Origin of the sequence: uncultured Flavobacterium sp., from assembly GCF_963975515.1 — a bacterium.
Taxonomy (GTDB): domain Bacteria; phylum Bacteroidota; class Bacteroidia; order Flavobacteriales; family Flavobacteriaceae; genus Flavobacterium.
On the sequence record NZ_CAXBGY010000014.1, the window covers coordinates 19,161 to 36,943 of the forward strand.

The 17,783-nt window shown below is 28.9% G+C and carries 29 protein-coding genes and 2 tRNA genes; all 31 read left to right on the top strand.

Annotation, left to right across the window (positions count from 1 at the left end; translation table 11 throughout):
* Positions 1-7: 7 nt before the first annotated feature.
* The 31 genes from dnaN to AAC008_RS13325 all read left to right on the top strand — a co-directional run bounded on the left by dnaN (position 8) and on the right by AAC008_RS13325 (position 17,775).
* Positions 8-1,126: a DNA polymerase III subunit beta gene (gene dnaN, locus AAC008_RS13175; RefSeq protein WP_339889807.1), complete on the top strand. Its 1,119-nt coding sequence runs from the start codon at positions 8-10 to the stop codon at positions 1,124-1,126.
* Positions 1,119-1,361 (top strand): hypothetical protein, encoded by a 243-nt coding sequence (locus AAC008_RS13180; RefSeq protein WP_339889808.1) that lies wholly within the window; start codon positions 1,119-1,121, stop codon positions 1,359-1,361. The genes dnaN and AAC008_RS13180 overlap by 8 nt, the downstream gene beginning before the upstream one ends.
* Position 1,362: 1 nt before the next feature.
* Positions 1,363-1,971, top strand: a complete 609-nt coding sequence (locus AAC008_RS13185) for a hypothetical protein (protein WP_339889810.1) — start codon at positions 1,363-1,365, stop codon at positions 1,969-1,971.
* 2 nt (positions 1,972-1,973) lie between these two features.
* Positions 1,974-2,168, top strand: a complete 195-nt coding sequence (locus tag AAC008_RS13190) for a hypothetical protein (RefSeq protein ID WP_339889811.1) — start codon at positions 1,974-1,976, stop codon at positions 2,166-2,168.
* A 144-nt stretch (positions 2,169-2,312) separates the two neighbouring features.
* Complete coding sequence (locus AAC008_RS13195; RefSeq protein WP_339889812.1) at positions 2,313-2,513, top strand: hypothetical protein; 201 nt, start codon at positions 2,313-2,315, stop codon at positions 2,511-2,513.
* A gap of 96 nt (positions 2,514-2,609) precedes the next feature.
* Positions 2,610-3,224, top strand: a complete 615-nt coding sequence (locus tag AAC008_RS13200; RefSeq protein ID WP_339889813.1) for a hypothetical protein — start codon at positions 2,610-2,612, stop codon at positions 3,222-3,224.
* 235 nt (positions 3,225-3,459) lie between these two features.
* Positions 3,460-3,762, top strand: coding sequence for a hypothetical protein (locus AAC008_RS13205; RefSeq protein WP_339889814.1), 303 nt, complete (start codon positions 3,460-3,462; stop codon positions 3,760-3,762).
* On the top strand, positions 3,759-4,427 hold the full coding sequence (locus AAC008_RS13210; protein ID WP_339889815.1) for an ASCH domain-containing protein: 669 nt from the start codon (positions 3,759-3,761) through the stop codon (positions 4,425-4,427). The genes AAC008_RS13205 and AAC008_RS13210 overlap by 4 nt, the downstream gene beginning before the upstream one ends.
* Positions 4,428-4,429: 2 nt before the next feature.
* Positions 4,430-4,654 carry a hypothetical protein gene (locus AAC008_RS13215; protein ID WP_339889817.1) on the top strand — a complete coding sequence of 75 codons (225 nt, stop codon included), beginning with the start codon at positions 4,430-4,432 and terminating at the stop codon, positions 4,652-4,654.
* A gap of 112 nt (positions 4,655-4,766) precedes the next feature.
* On the top strand, positions 4,767-5,552 hold the full coding sequence (locus AAC008_RS13220; protein ID WP_339889818.1) for a hypothetical protein: 786 nt from the start codon (positions 4,767-4,769) through the stop codon (positions 5,550-5,552).
* Complete coding sequence (locus AAC008_RS13225) at positions 5,542-6,117, top strand: terminase small subunit (protein ID WP_339889819.1); 576 nt, start codon at positions 5,542-5,544, stop codon at positions 6,115-6,117. Before AAC008_RS13220 ends, AAC008_RS13225 begins: the two co-directional genes overlap by 11 nt.
* On the top strand, positions 6,118-6,471 hold the full coding sequence (locus tag AAC008_RS13230; RefSeq protein WP_339889821.1) for a hypothetical protein: 354 nt from the start codon (positions 6,118-6,120) through the stop codon (positions 6,469-6,471).
* Positions 6,472-6,496: 25 nt separating this feature from the next.
* Complete coding sequence (locus AAC008_RS13235) at positions 6,497-7,414, top strand: hypothetical protein (protein WP_339889823.1); 918 nt, start codon at positions 6,497-6,499, stop codon at positions 7,412-7,414.
* Positions 7,415-7,723: 309 nt separating this feature from the next.
* A tRNA-Phe gene (locus AAC008_RS13240) sits at positions 7,724-7,848 on the top strand.
* 142 nt (positions 7,849-7,990) lie between these two features.
* A tRNA-Tyr gene (locus tag AAC008_RS13245) sits at positions 7,991-8,074 on the top strand.
* A gap of 16 nt (positions 8,075-8,090) precedes the next feature.
* The gene (locus AAC008_RS13250) at positions 8,091-8,243 is read left to right on the top strand and encodes a hypothetical protein (RefSeq protein WP_339889825.1); all 153 of its coding nucleotides are present in this window, start codon (positions 8,091-8,093) and stop codon (positions 8,241-8,243) included.
* Between the two features lie 53 nt (positions 8,244-8,296).
* A complete protein-coding gene (locus AAC008_RS13255; protein WP_339889827.1) occupies positions 8,297-8,563 on the top strand; it encodes a hypothetical protein in 267 nt (88 codons plus the stop codon).
* Positions 8,564-8,965: a hypothetical protein gene (locus AAC008_RS13260; RefSeq protein WP_339889829.1), complete on the top strand. Its 402-nt coding sequence runs from the start codon at positions 8,564-8,566 to the stop codon at positions 8,963-8,965. It abuts the gene before it with no gap.
* Between the two features lie 12 nt (positions 8,966-8,977).
* Positions 8,978-9,142, top strand: coding sequence for a hypothetical protein (locus AAC008_RS13265; RefSeq protein ID WP_339889831.1), 165 nt, complete (start codon positions 8,978-8,980; stop codon positions 9,140-9,142).
* 13 nt (positions 9,143-9,155) lie between these two features.
* Entirely contained in the window at positions 9,156-10,700 is a 1,545-nt protein-coding gene (terL, locus tag AAC008_RS13270; RefSeq protein ID WP_339889833.1) for a phage terminase large subunit, read from the top strand.
* 1 nt (position 10,701) lies between these two features.
* A complete protein-coding gene (locus AAC008_RS13275; protein ID WP_339889834.1) occupies positions 10,702-11,244 on the top strand; it encodes an SPFH domain-containing protein in 543 nt (180 codons plus the stop codon).
* A gap of 20 nt (positions 11,245-11,264) precedes the next feature.
* The gene (locus tag AAC008_RS13280; protein WP_339889835.1) at positions 11,265-11,519 is read left to right on the top strand and encodes a DUF3127 domain-containing protein; all 255 of its coding nucleotides are present in this window, start codon (positions 11,265-11,267) and stop codon (positions 11,517-11,519) included.
* 129 nt (positions 11,520-11,648) lie between these two features.
* Positions 11,649-12,866, top strand: a complete 1,218-nt coding sequence (locus tag AAC008_RS13285) for a phage portal protein (RefSeq protein ID WP_339889836.1) — start codon at positions 11,649-11,651, stop codon at positions 12,864-12,866.
* On the top strand, positions 12,856-12,978 hold the full coding sequence (locus AAC008_RS13290) for a hypothetical protein (RefSeq protein ID WP_339889837.1): 123 nt from the start codon (positions 12,856-12,858) through the stop codon (positions 12,976-12,978). The genes AAC008_RS13285 and AAC008_RS13290 overlap by 11 nt, the downstream gene beginning before the upstream one ends.
* Positions 12,975-13,877, top strand: coding sequence for a hypothetical protein (locus tag AAC008_RS13295; RefSeq protein WP_339889838.1), 903 nt, complete (start codon positions 12,975-12,977; stop codon positions 13,875-13,877). The genes AAC008_RS13290 and AAC008_RS13295 overlap by 4 nt, the downstream gene beginning before the upstream one ends.
* A 13-nt stretch (positions 13,878-13,890) precedes the next feature.
* A complete protein-coding gene (locus tag AAC008_RS13300; protein WP_339889839.1) occupies positions 13,891-15,213 on the top strand; it encodes a hypothetical protein in 1,323 nt (440 codons plus the stop codon).
* A 73-nt stretch (positions 15,214-15,286) separates the two neighbouring features.
* Positions 15,287-15,544 carry a hypothetical protein gene (locus AAC008_RS13305; RefSeq protein WP_339889840.1) on the top strand — a complete coding sequence of 86 codons (258 nt, stop codon included), beginning with the start codon at positions 15,287-15,289 and terminating at the stop codon, positions 15,542-15,544.
* 3 nt (positions 15,545-15,547) lie between these two features.
* The gene (locus tag AAC008_RS13310; protein ID WP_339889841.1) at positions 15,548-16,156 is read left to right on the top strand and encodes a hypothetical protein; all 609 of its coding nucleotides are present in this window, start codon (positions 15,548-15,550) and stop codon (positions 16,154-16,156) included.
* Positions 16,146-16,643, top strand: a complete 498-nt coding sequence (locus AAC008_RS13315; RefSeq protein ID WP_339889843.1) for a hypothetical protein — start codon at positions 16,146-16,148, stop codon at positions 16,641-16,643. Before AAC008_RS13310 ends, AAC008_RS13315 begins: the two co-directional genes overlap by 11 nt.
* A gap of 21 nt (positions 16,644-16,664) precedes the next feature.
* The gene (locus AAC008_RS13320; protein ID WP_339889844.1) at positions 16,665-17,531 is read left to right on the top strand and encodes a hypothetical protein; all 867 of its coding nucleotides are present in this window, start codon (positions 16,665-16,667) and stop codon (positions 17,529-17,531) included.
* Position 17,532: 1 nt separating this feature from the next.
* Positions 17,533-17,775 (top strand): hypothetical protein, encoded by a 243-nt coding sequence (locus AAC008_RS13325; protein ID WP_339889845.1) that lies wholly within the window; start codon positions 17,533-17,535, stop codon positions 17,773-17,775.
* Positions 17,776-17,783: the final 8 nt, after the last annotated feature.

Genomic DNA, 17,783 nt, shown 5'->3' on the forward strand with positions numbered 1-17,783 from the left:
TAAACTTATGAAAATTATCGTATCGTCTTTACAATTATTAAAAAATTTACAAGTATTAAGTGGAGTTATCAACAACAGCAACACCTTACCAATTCTTGACAACTTCCTTTTCAATTTTGAAAACGACAAACTTCAAGTAACATCTTCCGATTTAGAAAACAGAATGACTGTTTCGATGAAAATAGACTCAACAGACAAAGGTTCTTATTGCATACCAGCAAGGCTATTGATTGAAGTACTTAAAACACTTCCAGAACAACCAATCACTTTTCTTTTTTCTGAAAACAATGTTGTTGAACTAATTTCAATGTCAGGAAAATATGAAGTAGCTTATGCTTCAGCAGATGAATTTCCAAAACAAGTTATCCTGGAGAATCCATCAAAAACAATTCTTTCTTCAAAAATTCTTTCTTCAGCAATAAACAAAACAATTTTTGCAACTGGAACGGATGATTTAAGACCAGTAATGACTGGTGTATATTTCCAACTTACAACTAACGGATTAATTTTTACTTCAACCGATGCTCATAAATTGGTTAAGTATTCGAGAAATGATATTAAATCAGATCAAGATGCTTTCTTCATCATGCCAAAGAAACCATTAAACGTTTTGAAAAGTGTTCTTTCAACCGGTGAACTAGAAGTTGAAATTGAATACAATGAAACAAACGCTTCATTCAGCTTTGGTAATTTCGTTATAAGTAGTAGGCTTATAGATGGAAAATATCCAAATTATGAAGCTGTAATTCCAAAGGAAAATCCAAACAAATTAATCATTGATAGAATTCAGTTTTTAAATTCAATTAATTGTGTTTCTATTTTCTCAAACAAAACTACACATCAAATTAAGTGCAAGTTTACGGGTCCAGAATTAGAAATTTCAGCAGAAGATAAGGACTACTCAAACAAAGGCGATGAAAAACTAACATGTAACTACGAAGGTAATGACATGCAAATTGGATTCAATGGAAGATATCTTATGGAAATGCTTAAAAATATTAGTTCTTCAGAAGTTCAATTGGAAATGTCTATGCCAAATAGGGCTGGAATTTTAACTGCAGTTAATGGACTTGAAGAAGGAGAAGAAATCCTAATGTTAGTCATGCCATCATTGATTCATGATTAATTCAATTCCATTTATTGAAAACTGTTATTTCTTCAGTAGAGAAAATAACATAATCATTGCAAACCTTATTGATGGTTCGAAAGTTCCATTGATAAGGTTAAAGCAAAAATTCATAGATATTAATATACTTGAAGGCCATGCATACGAATACATGAAAAACTACTTACAAATGTACCCTGAATTATGGGAGCACATCAAAGAAGAAAAACCACAAGAACAACTAACATTATTTTAAAATGAAAAATAAAATTTTTTTTAAAGAATATCAAGAATATAATGGTTTTGAATTTTCGGAATCAGATAAAGAATTAATGGTAAAACAGGAATTTGAATGTTTTACTTGTGGTCATGATTTTAAAGAAGATTATGAAGATTACAATGTTGTAAACGATAAACTTGCTGATAGTGATGAAGAATCTATTATTTGCTCAAATTGTTATTCAGATGATTATCTGACTTATTGTAGTATTTGTGAAGATAGTTTTGAAAATCCTGAAACTCCAGAAGAAACAGTTTTGTATGTTAATAAATATGCATCTAAAGAAGTTGGTTTGTCAATTGGATTTTATCAGGTTTTAAAATTCCCTTATTATTTATCTGATGGATTTTCAATGAGTTTATTTGATGATACAGTAAAAAAAATAAGCAATCTTGATATGAGGCAATTAGGTCGTGATGATTCTGATATGTCGTCAAGTAAAGTTTGTTATGATTGTCAAAAACACTACAAAGGAGAAAAAAAAATAATCAATAATTACATTGATAAAAAAGCAAATTTACACAGAATTATATATGAACGTGGTTTGATAAAAAGCTCATTGGTAACTTCAACTAATACTCTTTAATCATGAATTTAGAAGAAGAATTTAACTCCCTTATTCCTGATGAATTTGGTGGAGAAATGAATAATGAACTACTTGAAGGATGTATAAAAATTTGTAAGCTTTCAAACCTTAAAGCAATTCAAACATACCTTTTGGAACATGGCTCAAACGATGAAAGTATTAATAATAAAATCAGAAATTTTAATATACAAGGTTAACGTCCTGCGGCTTTATTTCAGTTGCGAAAATCGTAACCGAGATTTTTCCGCTACCACAAAGCGTAATGCGAAACGTGAACGTGATGATACCACAAAACTCGCAATTGAATAAAACCGCTGTTATGGTTAGTTAAAATTATAGATATGGCAAATAAAAAATATACAGGAGTATTGAAAGAAGATTTAGTTTGTGGTTATGGCACAAAATTAAATAAAGGGCAATCAGTTATTGTTTATAAAAGAAGCATTTACGATAAACATAATTGCCGTACTGGTAAATGGGAATATCATTATTCTGATGAAAATGGAAAAGGATTGATTAGAAGCACTAAGTTTCTGATTTAATTAACCATAACATGCTGCTATACGAACCTATATTTACAACTTATTAATTAACAATAACTTACGAAATTAAAACTTTCACTCTTTAAATAAAAAACGATGAAAAAATTTATATACTACCAGCCCATTATAAAACCATTGGCTAAAAATGGTTCTGAAAGATTGGGTGTTAATCTTATTACAAAAATTTGGGATGCAGAAAAACCTGAATTAAAAATGGAACTCACAATTTATGCTAAATCAACAGAAAAAGTATTAGAGAAACTAGAAATTCAATTGATAGGAGAAAATAAATTCGAAACCGAAGAATTGCCATGTGAGTATTACCTATGCTCTGAAGAAGTTGTAAAACAATTTAAACCTTTTGAAGTTTCTAAGCCTTTCAAGAGTGGTTATGAATGGGATAATCATAGCAATTACTATGTTGCTTGGCTTCACTTTCCAGAAGTAGAGAAACATTACAAAGAAGTTATTGAACCACATAATCAAGGTTTAATCGGTGGCTCTGAAATTGACTTTATGGCTTATGAATGTATTCCTGGTACAATGGATGTTTCAAAAATTACATTCAAAGGATGTAAAACTAATTTCCTGTTCTGCGAAATTGAAAACAAAATATCAATCACAAAGGATCGAAACCGAGCAATGACAATTCAAAACCTTGCTCAAAAATTCGGTTGCAATCCAATTGAATTTATTAATAAAATTGTTTAGGGATGAAAAGAATAATTATTATATCTGGTGCAAGTAGAATTAATAAGTTAAGAATACATGCCATTCTTCAAAGGATAATCGAATTAGAAGAAGAAAATCAACTGAGAAGAATGAAAGTTTTCCAGCCAGAACCGATTCCAATATTTAACCACAGATTAGATTTCGAACCAATGAACTACTATGAGCATAAGCCTAGTAAATTTATGAACAAACCAAAAAACAACTTTAAGAAAAGATGAATTCACAACAAATAGACTTGGTAGAAAATCAACAGATTAAACCAAAACAAATTTATAAAATGCTTAATGTAAATCATTGTCATATTTACAAAGAAGGAAGCATTTATATACTTTGTACAAAGAAAAATGTTTTTAAAACTCAATACATTAGCTACATTCCGATTAAAAAGCTAACTGATGAAGAATTTGAAAGCATTAAAGTATTTACTTATAAAGGGAAAAAAGAGAGCACAATTCTTCATAAAATAAGAGAAGAAGCCATTGAGTATTTAAAAGAAACTAACGCATTTAATAAATGAAAGCACTATCAATAAAACAACCATGGGCTTCACTAATTGCTCATGGTATTAAAGACATAGAAAACAGAACATGGAAAACTCACTTTCGAGGTAGAATTTATATTCATGCTTCTGCTAAAGATTTTGGATCATTATCACAAGCTTTAAATCAACAACAATGGGATAAAACTATTCAAAACTGGAACAGTGATTATTTTCCAGATAGACCATTATCAGCCATCATAGGAGAAGTTGATATCATCGATTGTGTAATAAATCATCCGAGTATTTGGGCTGAAAGTTCAGGAAATCAAATAATATATTCAAAACCTAAAATTGAAAATTACTACATAGGCGGAAACTTTGTAGATTATAATCACTCAGCATTTAATATGGATTTAGAATTATGGAAAAATCAAAAACCAATCTACAATTGGGTTCTAGCTAATCCAGTTCTTTACGACAAACCAATCCTAAACGTAAAAGGGAAACTTTCTTTTTGGGAATGGAACGGATGCGAACAAACATGTGAAAGTTGTCAAAAGGATTTCGATATGGATACAATGCAAAGAGATTCAGATGATAACTATTTCTGTAAACTATGTGCTGATGAATTATTTCCAACAATGAAAAAAGAATATGATGAAATGGTTGCTAAAGGAGAAATTGAACCTAATAATCATTAATTATGCAAAATCCAAAAATAAAAACTAAAGTCGTTCATTCTCAATCTAAAGATGCTTGGAATATAGTCGGAAATGCTTTAGCTCAAAAATATAAAATTGCAAGAATTCCTTATCTAATTACTGGAAACAAAATTATTGACACCAAAGAAAAATCAGAAGCTTTACTTCATGCAGAATTTATCTCAAAATGTTTTAACAAATCAGATGAAATAATTCATTTATTATAAAATGTATTATTTAATAAAACTAAACTAAAGCCTCAATCGAGGCTTTTTTTATAACATATTATGTTATTAAGTTGCAAAATATGTTATATATTTGTCTTGTTAAAATTTAATTATGCCATTCATACTTCATATAAAAGAACACGACCACTACAAGCTATTTGGCTCACTTCCAGTATTAGTTGAATTTTCAGGTATTGAAATGAGAAAACTACAATATTGCTTCAGTACCAAAAAGGAAGATACTTTCGAAAATAAACAATACAAAGTAATTAGAACAGTTCTAGAAAGAGGTGGAGAAAAAAAAGAATCTGAAACTATTATTTGTAATAAATGTGAAAAAGAAAAATCATCTAATGAATTTTCAATAAACAATGCAAATAAAAATGGTTATAATTATTCTTGTAAGGAATGCTTAAAAAAATCTTACGATTCAAATAAGCATAATAATACAACTAAAAAAAAAACAGACAACACTTATTATCAAAACAACAAAAAAAATGTATTAGAGAAGGTAAAAAGTTATCAAAAAACCTCAAGAGATAAAATTAATACTACTCGAAAAACAAGAAGAGACAATGAACCAATTTATAAACTTGAATGTTCAGTAAGAAATTTAATTTATAATGCTTTAAATAATAAAGGCTATACTAAAAAAAGTAAAACTTTTGAAATATTAGGTTGTTCCTCTATTAATTTCAAAAAACATATTGAATCACTTTTTAAAGAGGGAATGAATTGGCAAAACAGAAGTGAATGGCATCTTGACCACATATACCCAATTAGTTTGGCTAAAGATGAAAAACATCTAATTGAATTAAATCATTACTCAAACTTTCAACCTCTTTGGGCTATCGATAATATTAAAAAATCAAATAAAATCATTACTTATGAAAACTAGTAACCTCACAATCAAACAAGAAGCATTTTGTCAAGCTTATATTCGATTAGGTGATAAATCCGCTGCTTATCGTGAGGCTTATTCTACTTCTAAGATGAAACCTGAATCAATTCATGTTAAAGCAGTTCACCTATCAAACGAGGTTAAGATTAGTACAAGGATTGAATTCTTACGCTCTCAAATTCAAGAAGATAACAAGGTTACAATATCCGAAATAGTCAATACTTTATCCGATATGTTGAGATTTGATATTTCAGAGCTTTACGATTCAAACGGTAATCTTAAAAATATTCATTCAATTCCAAAGAAAGCTAGAATAATGATTGCTCAACTTGAAACAGATGAAATTAATATCAAAGGCCAAACTATTGGACACACTAAAAAATTAAAAGTATTCGATAAACTTCAAGCAGTTGAAAAACTTATGAAGCATTTAGGAGGTTACGAATCCGACAACAAACAAAAAGCATCACTTACAATAGATACAGATGGTTTCTCTGAAGAAAAACAGAAAAGACTTGATGCGTTGAAAGCTAAATTGTTATTAATCGAAAATAAAGAATAAATGGAAATAGATATTTTATGTTTTGAAAAGCAAAATAAAGTGGCTATCAGTGAAGAAGTTATTCTTCAGCATGGTTTTGTTTTTATTCAAATGAGTAATAAAAAAGATTATAAAAAGTATGCAAAACCATTTAATGGAAATTCAATTAGAATTAATATTTACCCAAATGGAAATGCTTTCATAGTTCTTAAAGATTGTACAAAACAATTATTGTTTTTAGATGAACTAAAAGAAATATATTTTTCTATTACTAATCAAAGCTTAGTAAAAAATATTTTTACAGAAAAGCAACAAAATAGATTATCATTTTTGATTAATAAGTATAAGGCTAGTAAAGAGAGATTTAATTTTTGATTAAAAATATAACATAAAATAAATTATGAAAAAAGATAAACAATACACTATAAATAATTTCCCAAAAAACATTAATACAAATTATTCTAATTTATCTCTAGAACAAATTTTAATTAGAAAAAATGTAAAAGAAAATATCTATTTAGAAAAATATAGATGTAGAACTTGTTCAAATGAATTGAGTATAGATGAATTCTATATTAAAGATAAAAACACAGGAAGAAGGGCTACAAAATGTAGAGACTGCCAAATGAAAGATAATGGTATTTTAGAAATTGGTAAAAAAAGATTTTCTGACAATATTTTTACTAAAGGGTTTAAAAAGTGTTCAAATTGCAAAGAAATAAAGAAAATTAATAAATTTCATAAAAATAAAAATTTACTTGGAGGATTTGCAAGTATTTGTAAATTATGTTCTTCTGATATGCATTCAGTTTTTCAAAAAACACAAACTGAAAATATTGGAGACTCGTATATTAAACAATATCAAAAACGTAAATACTCAGACAAAAATTTAACAGAAGAACTAAAAAATAAAATTAAAAAAGAAATATTAATAAAAAGAAGTGAAAAATATTTCTTAGACGGTAAAGGCTTTAATTCTTTAAAAAGCTTTGCTCGTTATGTTTCTGAAATATATAACATTAAATACCATGCTGTTGTTAAAAGAATTGGAAAAGGAAATACTGAAAAAGAATGCACAATTCCAGAAAGAGAATATAGAATGTTAAAAAACAAATTAAATAAAGGAAAAATAAAAGTTACAGATGTTATAACTAAAGAAGTTTTAATATATAAAAACACTCAAGACCAAGAGCTTTTAAAAATGTTTTCTAATACTACTATATCAAGATGTATTAAATCAGGAAACCAAACAAGAGTAACTAAAAAATCAAAATATAGAAACCCTTGTTTAATAGAACGCATTTATTTTTTTATTTAACTTAAAATACTCAAATAGCTTTTTTTTACTTATTTAATAACATAATATGTTATTTAATAATATTTTATGTTATTTTTGGTGTAACTTAAAGTAAGTAAAAAAAGACATCATGAAAAAATTCTATTAATCAATTTCAAGCACTACACACTTGCATAATCGTGTCGGATAAGATTGTGAAATAATCCGATGTTTAAGAAGTTTCACATATCGTAGTGTTTTTAAAGAGGCCATTAATTCCAGACATTATGGGGAATTCCTTTCGTTATCAGAGAAGCCGTTTCCTTTAGGTTAAAAGTGAAAGTGTGATCAGGGGAATTAGCTCAGCTGGATAGAGCGCACGAAAAGTGGTCAGCATTTAGTTAGGAATTAATAAGAGATGCATAAAACTGTTAATTCAAACCTATACAGCAACGGTTCGAATCCGTTATTCTCCACAAAATCCTGATATACATGTTCCTAAAGTAACAACGGTGAAAAGGTAATTGTAGAGAGGTAAAAAAGGAAAAATACGCTTACATAATTTGGTCATGAACAATTTATTGTAGTAAGGTTTTAAGCCCTTCCTTTTTTTTAAATAGGAGTAATGGTAAATGTGGTTAAATCAGCAGTCTGTAAAACTGTCGCCTTTTGGCTTTTTGGGTTCGATTCCCTCTACTCCTACAAACAAAAACAACTCATGAGGATAAGCCCTCAAGTAGAACCATTCGGGGAATTAAATGCCTCGTTAAAACATTCTGCTATATGTGGATTATTGGTATGGCACGTAGATAATTTGAGCCGTTTAGCGTTAGATTTAGGAGTTTCTCTAAGTGTATTTAAAGCCTTTTAAGTCTTATAAAAAATCAAATGTGAGTTGTTTTTTTTAATATAATAAATAATAAAATGGAAAACCAAATACAAGAAGCATACGCAGAAATGCCAAGCCCATCAATCAATGAAATTAATTTCAGAAAGTTTATTGAAGAATCAAAAACATATTCAACACTTACTGGAACAGATAAGTTCAAACAAAAACTAATATTAAAAAATTACAGAAACATATACCATGATTTTGAACAAGCTAAAAGGCTTGGATTAGATTATGTTAAACAATATTCAAAGAGTTCAATTGAGATAAAACTAATTGAAGAACTACTAAATAACAAATAAATGAAATCAGAAAACATACAAAAACTAATAAAAGAATTAGTAAATAAAAAGGTAGATTTTAAGAGTTATGATAACACAATATCAAAAACAGAATTAATTCAACGAGGGAATAGTGAAGTTTTAGAACAAATTATCAGAAACCACATACTTGATGACAGAGACGAAAAAATTGGAGCTTTAGAAGCTAAAGTTTTTGTTTATGAAGAAATGATTGCCAAAAGCACATTTGCCCCAATGCTCGTTGAAAAAGAGGTTCTTGTTGAAGAAATACAACCTTATCAAAGAGAAATGTTGTTTACTCAAAGGCAAATAGAAACATTATCATACAAAGTTTTTCAGATTACTGGAGAAGGAGAAGTAATGAAATTGTTTAACGAATTACTATGTATTAACGCTGGTTAAAAAATATAAATCATGGAAGGAATTTCAATCAGTAATGGAAAAGTATTTATCGATGGAGTGCAAACAACAGATGCCGAATTTATCGGCTATGCTATCCTTGACTTTGCTCAATCATTAGAAGATGATGGGATTGTTATTGAATTGAAAGAACAAGATGTGTTTGTTGAAAATGTTTAAACCTAAATAATTTATGGCTGTAAATGAACAAATGACAGAAGATGAATTACTGGAGCTTGAATTACTTTTAGAAGAAAAGGAAATTGATATAGCAAGAAAAAAGTGTAAAGAATCGCTTTTTTTTTTCGTTACACAATTTTGGAATACAATAATAACTGATGAATATGTTCACAATTGGCATATTGAATATATGTGTGATGAAATTCAATTGGTTGTAGATAAATATGTTTTAGATCGAAAGCCACATATTCAAGATAACAAATGGTATAAAGGAATGACTAAAAATATTAAAAAAAACTTATTATTTAATATTCCTCCTGGTACTTCAAAAAGCACAATTACATCTAGGATATTGCCAGCTTGGATATGGGCTATAGACAGCTCAAAAACAGTAATGACGAATACTGTATCTCAGACTAATGCAAATGAATTCTCTTCTAAATCAAAAGATATAATAGAAAGTGAATTGTTTCAAAAGTATTTCCCTAATGTAAAAATAAGAAGAGATGTTTCTGCAAAAACATTTTATCAGACTGATAAAGGAGGTGTTCGATATTCATTTTCAACTAATGGATCAGTTACTGGAAAACACGCTAGTATTTTAATTGATGATGATAGAATGGATGTTGGAATTGCTGATAGTCCAGCTGAGAGAAAAAGAGCTATAAATCAATTTAAAGCCTTTCAAACTAGAAAAAAAGATAAAGCAAAAACACCTTATATTTTAGTTGAACAACGTTTATCAAGTAAAGATACAACTGCTCACTCTCTAAACGTTTTTAAAGATGAATGCAGACATGTTTGTCTACCAGCAGAAAATGTATATAAAAATATTGAGCCTAAAGAAATTGAGAATTTTTACATAGAAGGATTATTAGACCCTGTTCGTTTAAGTCTAGAGATATTAAAATCTACTAAAATGGGATTGCTAGATGACACTAAACCTATTTCTGAAATTGCCTACAATATTCAATTTAACCAAGCATCAGAAAGTATTGAAGGATTATTATATGGAAAATTAAATTTTGTTAGCTCATTACCAGAAAATAGAGAAGGTGCAATTAGGTATTCATTTACAGATGTAGCTGACACAGGAAGCGATTATTTTGCTACTCCTTTTGCAGAAATAAACAAAAATAAAATATACATTTTCGATGCAATTTATACTCAAGAAGCAAGTGGAATTACCTCAAATAAATTAAAGCAAAAAATTGAACAATACAATTCTGTTGTCAATAAAGTTGAAGTAAATAATCAAGGGAGTGTATTTGTAACATTACTACAATCTATGGGAGTAAATGTATCAGGATATTACAGCACTGGTAACAAAGAGCAAAGAATAAGTGCATGGGCTCAATTTATATCATACTTATATTTTGTAGAGCCTAATGAAAATAGTAGTCAAGAATACAGACAATTCATCAAGCATTTACAATCCTATCCAAAAATAGGAAAACATGATGATGGTCACGATGATGCAGAAGATGCAATCACTGAATTAATTCGTTATGTATGGGCTAACATGAGATATTTATTTATGAACGAACAAAACCAATAATATGAATCAAGTAAAAGACTTTATAGAATATATTATTAATGCTATTAAAATATGGGTTATTATACAGCCTTGGGAAAGTGGATTAAGAGTTAGAGCTGGTAAGAATATAAAGCAATTAGCATCAGGATTACATTTTAAAATCCCTTATATTGATTCTATTTATGTTCAAGAGAATAGATTAAGAATTATTGAAATGTCAATGCAAACTCTAACAACAAAAGATAATAAAACAATAACAATTGAAGGAGCAATTGGTTATAAAATATCTAATTTAAAAGAATTATATGATACTTTATACCAACCTGAATTAGCATTGATGGGTTTGACAAAGTCTTTAATTGTTTCTAATATTTCAGAATCTTACCTTGAAAAGATTGAAATAAAAAACATTGAAGATTCTATTTTATTAGAATTAAAAAAATTAGGCTACGGAATAGATTTTGAATATTTTAAAATTTTAAATTTCTGTCATGTTAGAACTTATCGATTGTTACAGGACCAATCATGGGCTGCAAACAAACTTGATGTTAATAAAAAAAAATAAATCAAAATAATTAAATAAAAATGGAAGTATCAGGAAAAGTTGTCGTTGTAGGACAAACAGAAAGCGTAGGTCAAAATGGATTTACAAAAAGATTATTAGTAGTTGAAACAGAAGGACAACATCCACAAAAGTTACCTATTGATTTTGTAAAAGACAATACTAACTTATTAGACAATATACAAATTGGTCAGGTTGTAAAGGTTCAAATTAATTTGAGAGGTTCTGAACATAATGGACGTTGGTATTTACAAGCTCAAGGCTGGAGAATTGAGTAAAAAAACCAAAAATAACAATCAATCAAACCACTTCTTCTCGAGGTGGTTTTTTTTGTTTTAATTTGTATTATTTTTATTTGGACTAAATAAGAATAATTTTTATATATTTGTATCATTAATAGCAACTTAATGGGATTCTGGGAAAACACATCTATTGGAAAGTACTTTGGTACAAACAAGAAAACATTAACTGTTAATGGCCAAGTTATTAATATGGAATCTGATGTGTTGACATTAGATGCATTCTCAATGGGTGGCTCTACTTCTACTTTCTACAATGAAAATACAGATTTTATAAAAGTATATGAAGATAATTTTATTGTAAATAGTATCATTTCAAAGATTTCAAGTAAGTTTTCAAGTGTTAAATTTTTAGATGAAAAGAACTCAAGACTATTAGATAAAATAAACAATCCAAATAATTATCAATCTAAAGATGAGTTTTTAAAAGAATTCTCTTCATTTGTTTTAGCAGCTGGATTTACAGCAATATGGAAAAAATATATCTCGTTTGGAAATTTCCAAACAATGGAATTGATAAATATCAATCCTTCAAAATGTCATATTGATTTAAAAAAAGAAAGTATCTCTTTTGAGTATAAAGGAAATACTGAATCTGTACTTCTTACAGAGGTTATTTTGTTTTATGACACAAGACAAAATAACACAAATAAAAAAGGCTATAGTCGTTTAATTCCTTATAAATCACAAATTGACAATATTAATTTGGTTCAAAAAGCTAAAAATATTCAAGTACAAAACTCAGGAACTACAATAGTTTCTCCTAAACAAGTTTCAGCTGGTTCTAATATTGATGAAGGACTAAATACTCCTGTTCCAGTTATGGGAGGTAATCTGATTACTCAAAAACAAGAAATGGAAGATAAGCTTAATAATAGAGGTTTATCAAATAGAATTATTGTTTCATCAAAAGGATTAGATGCTATTAATCTTTCAGAAAAACTAAATAATATTGATTTTAATAAGATTGTAGAGCCCGATGCAATGGTTTTGTATGACGCTTACAACTTTGATAAAGAACTTACTCCTTTTGGAAAAGATTCGACTTATGACAATAAAGGGGAATCTGAATTAAAGCTTTATGAAAGTGAGATATTTCCTTTAGCAAACAACTTCATCAATAGCTTAAATGCAGAATTTGAAGGCAAAGGAAAACTAGATTTAAGTTATGACCATGTAGGGGTTATGTCAATCGTTAAAAACAGAATTATTGATACTAATGAGAAGATAATTAATCAATATAAAATACTTCTCGAAAATGAATCTATCACCAAAGAGGAGTACAAAAAAATATTAATTGAAAATAAAATTCTAAATGAAAACTAAAGCTAAAGAATTAGATAAAATTTTAGATAAAAAAAACCTATCTGAAGAGCAAAGGTTACAAATTGAAAAGAAAAAAGAATTATTATCTAACGATAAACCCATTACGAAATGAAAATCTATTGTAAAGAATTAGATAAAAATTTTGAATCTAAAGAAGAGATGTTTAAAGCAATTGCTGAAAATATGACAAATGTTTTAGATACAAAAAAAGCTCAATATAAAGAAGCTGATAATTATGGTTTATCAATTTCTGTTAAAGGAGTTACAGATGAAGTTATAGAAACATTAAAGTCTATTTCTTTAAAAGCTATGAATCCATTTAGTAAATCTATTGATTATACTAAAGAAGCTAATTTACCAAATATTGAAGTTACTGCAATTTCAAATACTACAAATTTTTTTGATAGTCATTTTGATGTTCATGCTGATGGTATTTGGAAAAAAACAGTATCAGATAATAAAAAAGGTTTTGACCATTTACAAGAGCATAGAATGGGATTTGCTAATATCATTTCTGAAAATGCTAAAACAACAATTGTAAAAACAACCTTTAAAGAATTAGGTTTTAACTATGAAGGAACAACTGAGGCATTAACTCATACTTCAATAATTGATCCTAATAGAAACCTATTTATGTATAATCAATATGCTAACAAGTGGGTTAAAAATCATTCAGTTGGTATGCGATATGTTACAATATTATTTTGTGCTAATTCAGAAATGGAGGACATGAAGGAATATAAAGATAGATGGGATAAATATTACCCGTTGATTGCAAATAAAGATGATGTTGATGTTCATGGTTATTTCTGGTATGTAAAAGAAGCGAAATTAGCAGAATTTTCAGCAGTACCAAAAGGAAGTAATCCTATTACTCCAACAACAAATACAATATTCCAAGCCGATAAATCACTTGACAATTTAGAGCAAGCCGATGAAACACTTGAAGAAGGTTCTTTAGATAAGAGCAAAATCGAGGAAACTCAAAAAAAGAAAGTATTTATTAACTAAAAACATTTTTACCATGTTTCAGTACAAAACAGACGCCCAATTAGAGGCAATGACGGCAGCAGAAAGAGATACTTATGCTGCTGAAAAAAGAAAACACGAAGCTGAATTAGCAAAACAAGCTATTGATGAAGCTGTCAAAGGTGTTAAAGAAGAACTGGAAAAAGATTTCAGTCAAAAACTAACTACTGTTTCAGATGAAAACAAAACTTTAAAAGAAACTGTAGAGGCTCAAGGAGTTAAAATTGTTGATTTAACAAAATCAACATCAAGCTCCGCAAAACAATCTTTAGAAGATGCTTTTAAAGAAGAGTATGATAAAGTTGTTGAGAAAACAAACTTTACAATTCCAAATGAAGGATTCAAAATTGATACTTCAAAAGTAAGTGTATCAACTGATGTTATGTCGGTTAATACAATTAACTCAACTGATTTTCCAGCTGCTGGTTCTACAGGAGTGATTGGTTCCGGAGTTCAAACATTGATGGGAAAATTACTTGGTTTCTTTGGTTATAGAAGTCCATATTCTAAAGTTTTAGATTTGGTTGACGCTATGCCATTAGATCAAGCAACATTAATTGTAATTAATGAAACTGTTACAGGTGAAGCAGTAATTACAACTGAGTGCAAACTGAAACCAATTGTAAAAGCAGTTTATGCTACACAAGAAAAATCTGCTGATCCTGTAGCTGCTGAATGGGCTACTACAACAAAATTAAGAAGATTCTTTGCTTCTATTGTAACCCAAATGTTGAAGAAATTCACAGAATTGGTAAATGATGCAATTCCAAATCATGTTCTTACTTCTGTTAGATCTGGTTCAAGTGCCTTTACTGTTGATGCAGCATTAGCAATTAATGATAACCCAAATAACTATGATGCTATTGGAGCTGTAATTGCAACTTTAGAAACTCTTGGGTTTATTCCAAATGCAATTATTATGCATCCTATTGCCTGGAGAAACATGAAACAAGATAAAAATTCTGAAGGCATTTATACTTTATCAAATGGTCAATCAGTGCAATTAGTTTCAAACGGTTTAGATTGGGGTGGTACTGTAATTCCTTACATTAAAGACCCTAAAATGCCAGTTGGTGAATTTATTGTTGGAGATTTAATGCAATGTGTTAAAGTTGGTGTTGATAGTGAATTACTTTACTTTGAAACGGATGGTAGAACTGATGCAGTTGCTACTAATGCAGCGAGTGGTTTATCAAGAAACATTAGAACTCACGTATTAGAGAAATTTGTCGCTGTTATCATTCCAGATGCAACAAAAGCTGGTATCATCAAAGATACTTTTGCTAATGTGAAAACTTTAATCACAGCAACACCATAATTAGAGTAAAAAAAATAAACCTATCTAAATTAATTAGGTAGGTTTTAAATCAAATAATTTAAAAAAATTTATCATGGCAGAGGCTACAAAAACAGAAGAAAAAGAAGTTGTTACTAAAAAAGGTGCAGCTCAAGAGTATTATGATGCTCAAGGTGCTAAAAGCAAGGAGAATAAATCTAATGGTGGTGAAGAAGTAAAAGTTAGTTTAACTAACAAAACTAAAGTTCGCTTCATAAAAGATTTCGGATTCATGAAAAAAGGAGATGAACAAGAAGTATCTGACGTTGCTCTTGCTATTTACGAAGGTAAAAAAGTAATCGAAAAACTATAAACCATGTTCACAAGAATATCTAACTTTTCATACGGAAATTACCAAATAGCTAATTTAACAGCTACTGAAGTAAATGTAGATACTCAACTCTTGATTCAAATTCAAAAGTATGAGAACGAATGTTTACAATTTATTTTAGGGCAAAAGCTATTTGATGAATTAATGACAAATTTAGAGTTAGATGGTTTATATTGGAAAGTTAAAACAGATGCTGATGCCAAATGGGGAAAACTTGTAAATGGTACTTCTTATGTATATGCTGATTGTGATAACTTATCCAAAAAGTGGAAAGGTTTAGTTTGTAAGGTTGCAAAAGTTCAAGATGTAGATGTCATTGAAACATTAATGGCATCTTATATCTTCTTTCAATATTCTTTAAACACAAGAACAGTTAATACAGGAACTGGAGAAGGAAAGCTAAACGCTAATAATACAAATCAAACATCAGCACATAATAAAAGATGTGATGCTTGGAATGAATTTGTAAAATGGACAAGCTATGGTTTTTCTTCAACAAATGTTTCTTTATATAGTTTCTTATGTGATAACGAGGATTTGTTTGAGGAACCTGAATTTATAGATTTAAAACCAGTCACATATTATGATCTTTAGCCTACCAAAAGCACTAATAAAAACAGTTGAAAAAGTTCAACACAACGAAAAGTCAGTAGCTTATAGTTGGGGAGATACTGAAGCTTTAGATAAATGGATTATCTCAATGGATAAAAAACAAATCGAAAGCATTTTAGGTGTTTCAGGAAGTGTAAAATATCCTTTGGTGTGGTTAGTTGATAATTGGATTTCGGAAGAAGTTCCAGCTGGTTATAAATTTAAGAAAGTAACATTTTGGATTTCATCAAATTCAGAAACATCTACTTTAAATGAAAATAGAGATTTTACTGTTCAATATAAAGTAGCAAATGAATTAATTGAGAAGTTAAAACTAAATTTTACAATTGGAAAAGATAGTATTTCATGGTTGGAAAAATCAAACGTTTCTACCAATAAGAAATCTCAACAATGTGATATTTGGGATAGTGTTATTTTGACAATGGATTTAGTAGTTTATAAAAACTGCTTAAAAAAATTATACGTTTAATTAATTTAAAAAACAGAATCTATGAATAGTATTATAGAATGTGCTCAAGCGGATGCAAAAACGCTAAACACAGGAGCAAAAGAGCAATGCTTGACCGCACCAGTTATCAGATATGCTTTAGCTGAAACTGATCAAGAATTTGCAACTGCAATCCTAGCTAAAACTTTAGCTGAATGGAGAACAGAAGAAGCATCAAAAGCAATTATTCCATTATTTGAAATAGAAGCTTTAGCAACTGCTGATACTGATGATACATATTACGAAGGTCGTAAAAAGTATAAAACAAAAAACGGTAAGAAAATCAGAACTTCTGAGGTTCATCTTGGTGCTTGTTCTCATAGAGCATTAGCTTCTTACAATGGTAAGAAAATGCGTATCTATGAATTTACTGATGCTCAAGAAATCAAAGCTACCACTATTGACGGTGTAAAAGTTAGAGGTCAATTAGTTACTATAGAAGTTGGTAAAATGGTAGATGCAACTGATGATAAGCCACAATACACTCCTTTGACAATCACTTATGAAGATTACAAAGAGTTTGAGAATGGACCAGTTGTATTAAAACCAACTTGGAGCCACATCGAGTTACAGGGTATTTTTGATATTGAATTAACGAAAGTTTCAGCTACTGCAACTTCAATCAAATTTACTGCTTCTGCTGGTTGTGCGGGTGATGATTTAGTAAAAGCATTTATTGACGAAAGTGTTGTTCTAAAAGACGCTTCGGGATCTGCTTATACTCATTCATTTGTTGCTGCAGATGCTAACGGTGTTTATGAATTAACTGGAACTGGTTTTGCAAATGGATTCACGGTTGATTTAGATGGTGTTGTTCAATTAACTGAAGCTACTTATGAAAGTATAGCTCCGTTAACAATAACTATATAATATGGCTTCTTCAAAAAAGAACTCATACAATGGAATTTCTTTTTGCGAAAGCTGGAGAAATGGGAATAAAACCTTTGAGCAATTCAAAGCAGAATTTGAGAATGTTCACACATTCAAAAAACTTGTTCCAAAAGAACGTTTATTAGCCTTAAAAGAAGCTTATAAAGTTGCAACACAAAATTCAACTAAAAAAGTTGAAGAAGTTGTAGTTAAAGATTCTGAAAAAGTGACTAAAGAAAAATAAGAATATAA

What these genes read in the sequence shown, in the direction of transcription:
- dnaN (WP_339889807.1), top strand. Translation starts at nt 8, where the DNA reads ATGAAAATTATCGTATCGTCTTTACAATTATTAAAAAATTTACAAGTA.
- AAC008_RS13180 (WP_339889808.1), top strand. Translation starts at nt 1,119, where the DNA reads ATGATTAATTCAATTCCATTTATTGAAAACTGTTATTTCTTCAGTAGA.
- AAC008_RS13185 (WP_339889810.1), top strand. Translation starts at nt 1,363, where the DNA reads ATGAAAAATAAAATTTTTTTTAAAGAATATCAAGAATATAATGGTTTT.
- AAC008_RS13190 (WP_339889811.1), top strand. Translation starts at nt 1,974, where the DNA reads ATGAATTTAGAAGAAGAATTTAACTCCCTTATTCCTGATGAATTTGGT.
- AAC008_RS13195 (WP_339889812.1), top strand. Translation starts at nt 2,313, where the DNA reads ATGGCAAATAAAAAATATACAGGAGTATTGAAAGAAGATTTAGTTTGT.
- AAC008_RS13200 (WP_339889813.1), top strand. Translation starts at nt 2,610, where the DNA reads ATGAAAAAATTTATATACTACCAGCCCATTATAAAACCATTGGCTAAA.
- AAC008_RS13205 (WP_339889814.1), top strand. Translation starts at nt 3,460, where the DNA reads ATGAATTCACAACAAATAGACTTGGTAGAAAATCAACAGATTAAACCA.
- AAC008_RS13210 (WP_339889815.1), top strand. Translation starts at nt 3,759, where the DNA reads ATGAAAGCACTATCAATAAAACAACCATGGGCTTCACTAATTGCTCAT.
- AAC008_RS13215 (WP_339889817.1), top strand. Translation starts at nt 4,430, where the DNA reads ATGCAAAATCCAAAAATAAAAACTAAAGTCGTTCATTCTCAATCTAAA.
- AAC008_RS13220 (WP_339889818.1), top strand. Translation starts at nt 4,767, where the DNA reads ATGCCATTCATACTTCATATAAAAGAACACGACCACTACAAGCTATTT.
- AAC008_RS13225 (WP_339889819.1), top strand. Translation starts at nt 5,542, where the DNA reads ATGAAAACTAGTAACCTCACAATCAAACAAGAAGCATTTTGTCAAGCT.
- AAC008_RS13230 (WP_339889821.1), top strand. Translation starts at nt 6,118, where the DNA reads ATGGAAATAGATATTTTATGTTTTGAAAAGCAAAATAAAGTGGCTATC.
- AAC008_RS13235 (WP_339889823.1), top strand. Translation starts at nt 6,497, where the DNA reads ATGAAAAAAGATAAACAATACACTATAAATAATTTCCCAAAAAACATT.
- AAC008_RS13250 (WP_339889825.1), top strand. Translation starts at nt 8,091, where the DNA reads ATGAGGATAAGCCCTCAAGTAGAACCATTCGGGGAATTAAATGCCTCG.
- AAC008_RS13255 (WP_339889827.1), top strand. Translation starts at nt 8,297, where the DNA reads ATGGAAAACCAAATACAAGAAGCATACGCAGAAATGCCAAGCCCATCA.
- AAC008_RS13260 (WP_339889829.1), top strand. Translation starts at nt 8,564, where the DNA reads ATGAAATCAGAAAACATACAAAAACTAATAAAAGAATTAGTAAATAAA.
- AAC008_RS13265 (WP_339889831.1), top strand. Translation starts at nt 8,978, where the DNA reads ATGGAAGGAATTTCAATCAGTAATGGAAAAGTATTTATCGATGGAGTG.
- terL (WP_339889833.1), top strand. Translation starts at nt 9,156, where the DNA reads ATGGCTGTAAATGAACAAATGACAGAAGATGAATTACTGGAGCTTGAA.
- AAC008_RS13275 (WP_339889834.1), top strand. Translation starts at nt 10,702, where the DNA reads ATGAATCAAGTAAAAGACTTTATAGAATATATTATTAATGCTATTAAA.
- AAC008_RS13280 (WP_339889835.1), top strand. Translation starts at nt 11,265, where the DNA reads ATGGAAGTATCAGGAAAAGTTGTCGTTGTAGGACAAACAGAAAGCGTA.
- AAC008_RS13285 (WP_339889836.1), top strand. Translation starts at nt 11,649, where the DNA reads ATGGGATTCTGGGAAAACACATCTATTGGAAAGTACTTTGGTACAAAC.
- AAC008_RS13290 (WP_339889837.1), top strand. Translation starts at nt 12,856, where the DNA reads ATGAAAACTAAAGCTAAAGAATTAGATAAAATTTTAGATAAAAAAAAC.
- AAC008_RS13295 (WP_339889838.1), top strand. Translation starts at nt 12,975, where the DNA reads ATGAAAATCTATTGTAAAGAATTAGATAAAAATTTTGAATCTAAAGAA.
- AAC008_RS13300 (WP_339889839.1), top strand. Translation starts at nt 13,891, where the DNA reads ATGTTTCAGTACAAAACAGACGCCCAATTAGAGGCAATGACGGCAGCA.
- AAC008_RS13305 (WP_339889840.1), top strand. Translation starts at nt 15,287, where the DNA reads ATGGCAGAGGCTACAAAAACAGAAGAAAAAGAAGTTGTTACTAAAAAA.
- AAC008_RS13310 (WP_339889841.1), top strand. Translation starts at nt 15,548, where the DNA reads ATGTTCACAAGAATATCTAACTTTTCATACGGAAATTACCAAATAGCT.
- AAC008_RS13315 (WP_339889843.1), top strand. Translation starts at nt 16,146, where the DNA reads ATGATCTTTAGCCTACCAAAAGCACTAATAAAAACAGTTGAAAAAGTT.
- AAC008_RS13320 (WP_339889844.1), top strand. Translation starts at nt 16,665, where the DNA reads ATGAATAGTATTATAGAATGTGCTCAAGCGGATGCAAAAACGCTAAAC.
- AAC008_RS13325 (WP_339889845.1), top strand. Translation starts at nt 17,533, where the DNA reads ATGGCTTCTTCAAAAAAGAACTCATACAATGGAATTTCTTTTTGCGAA.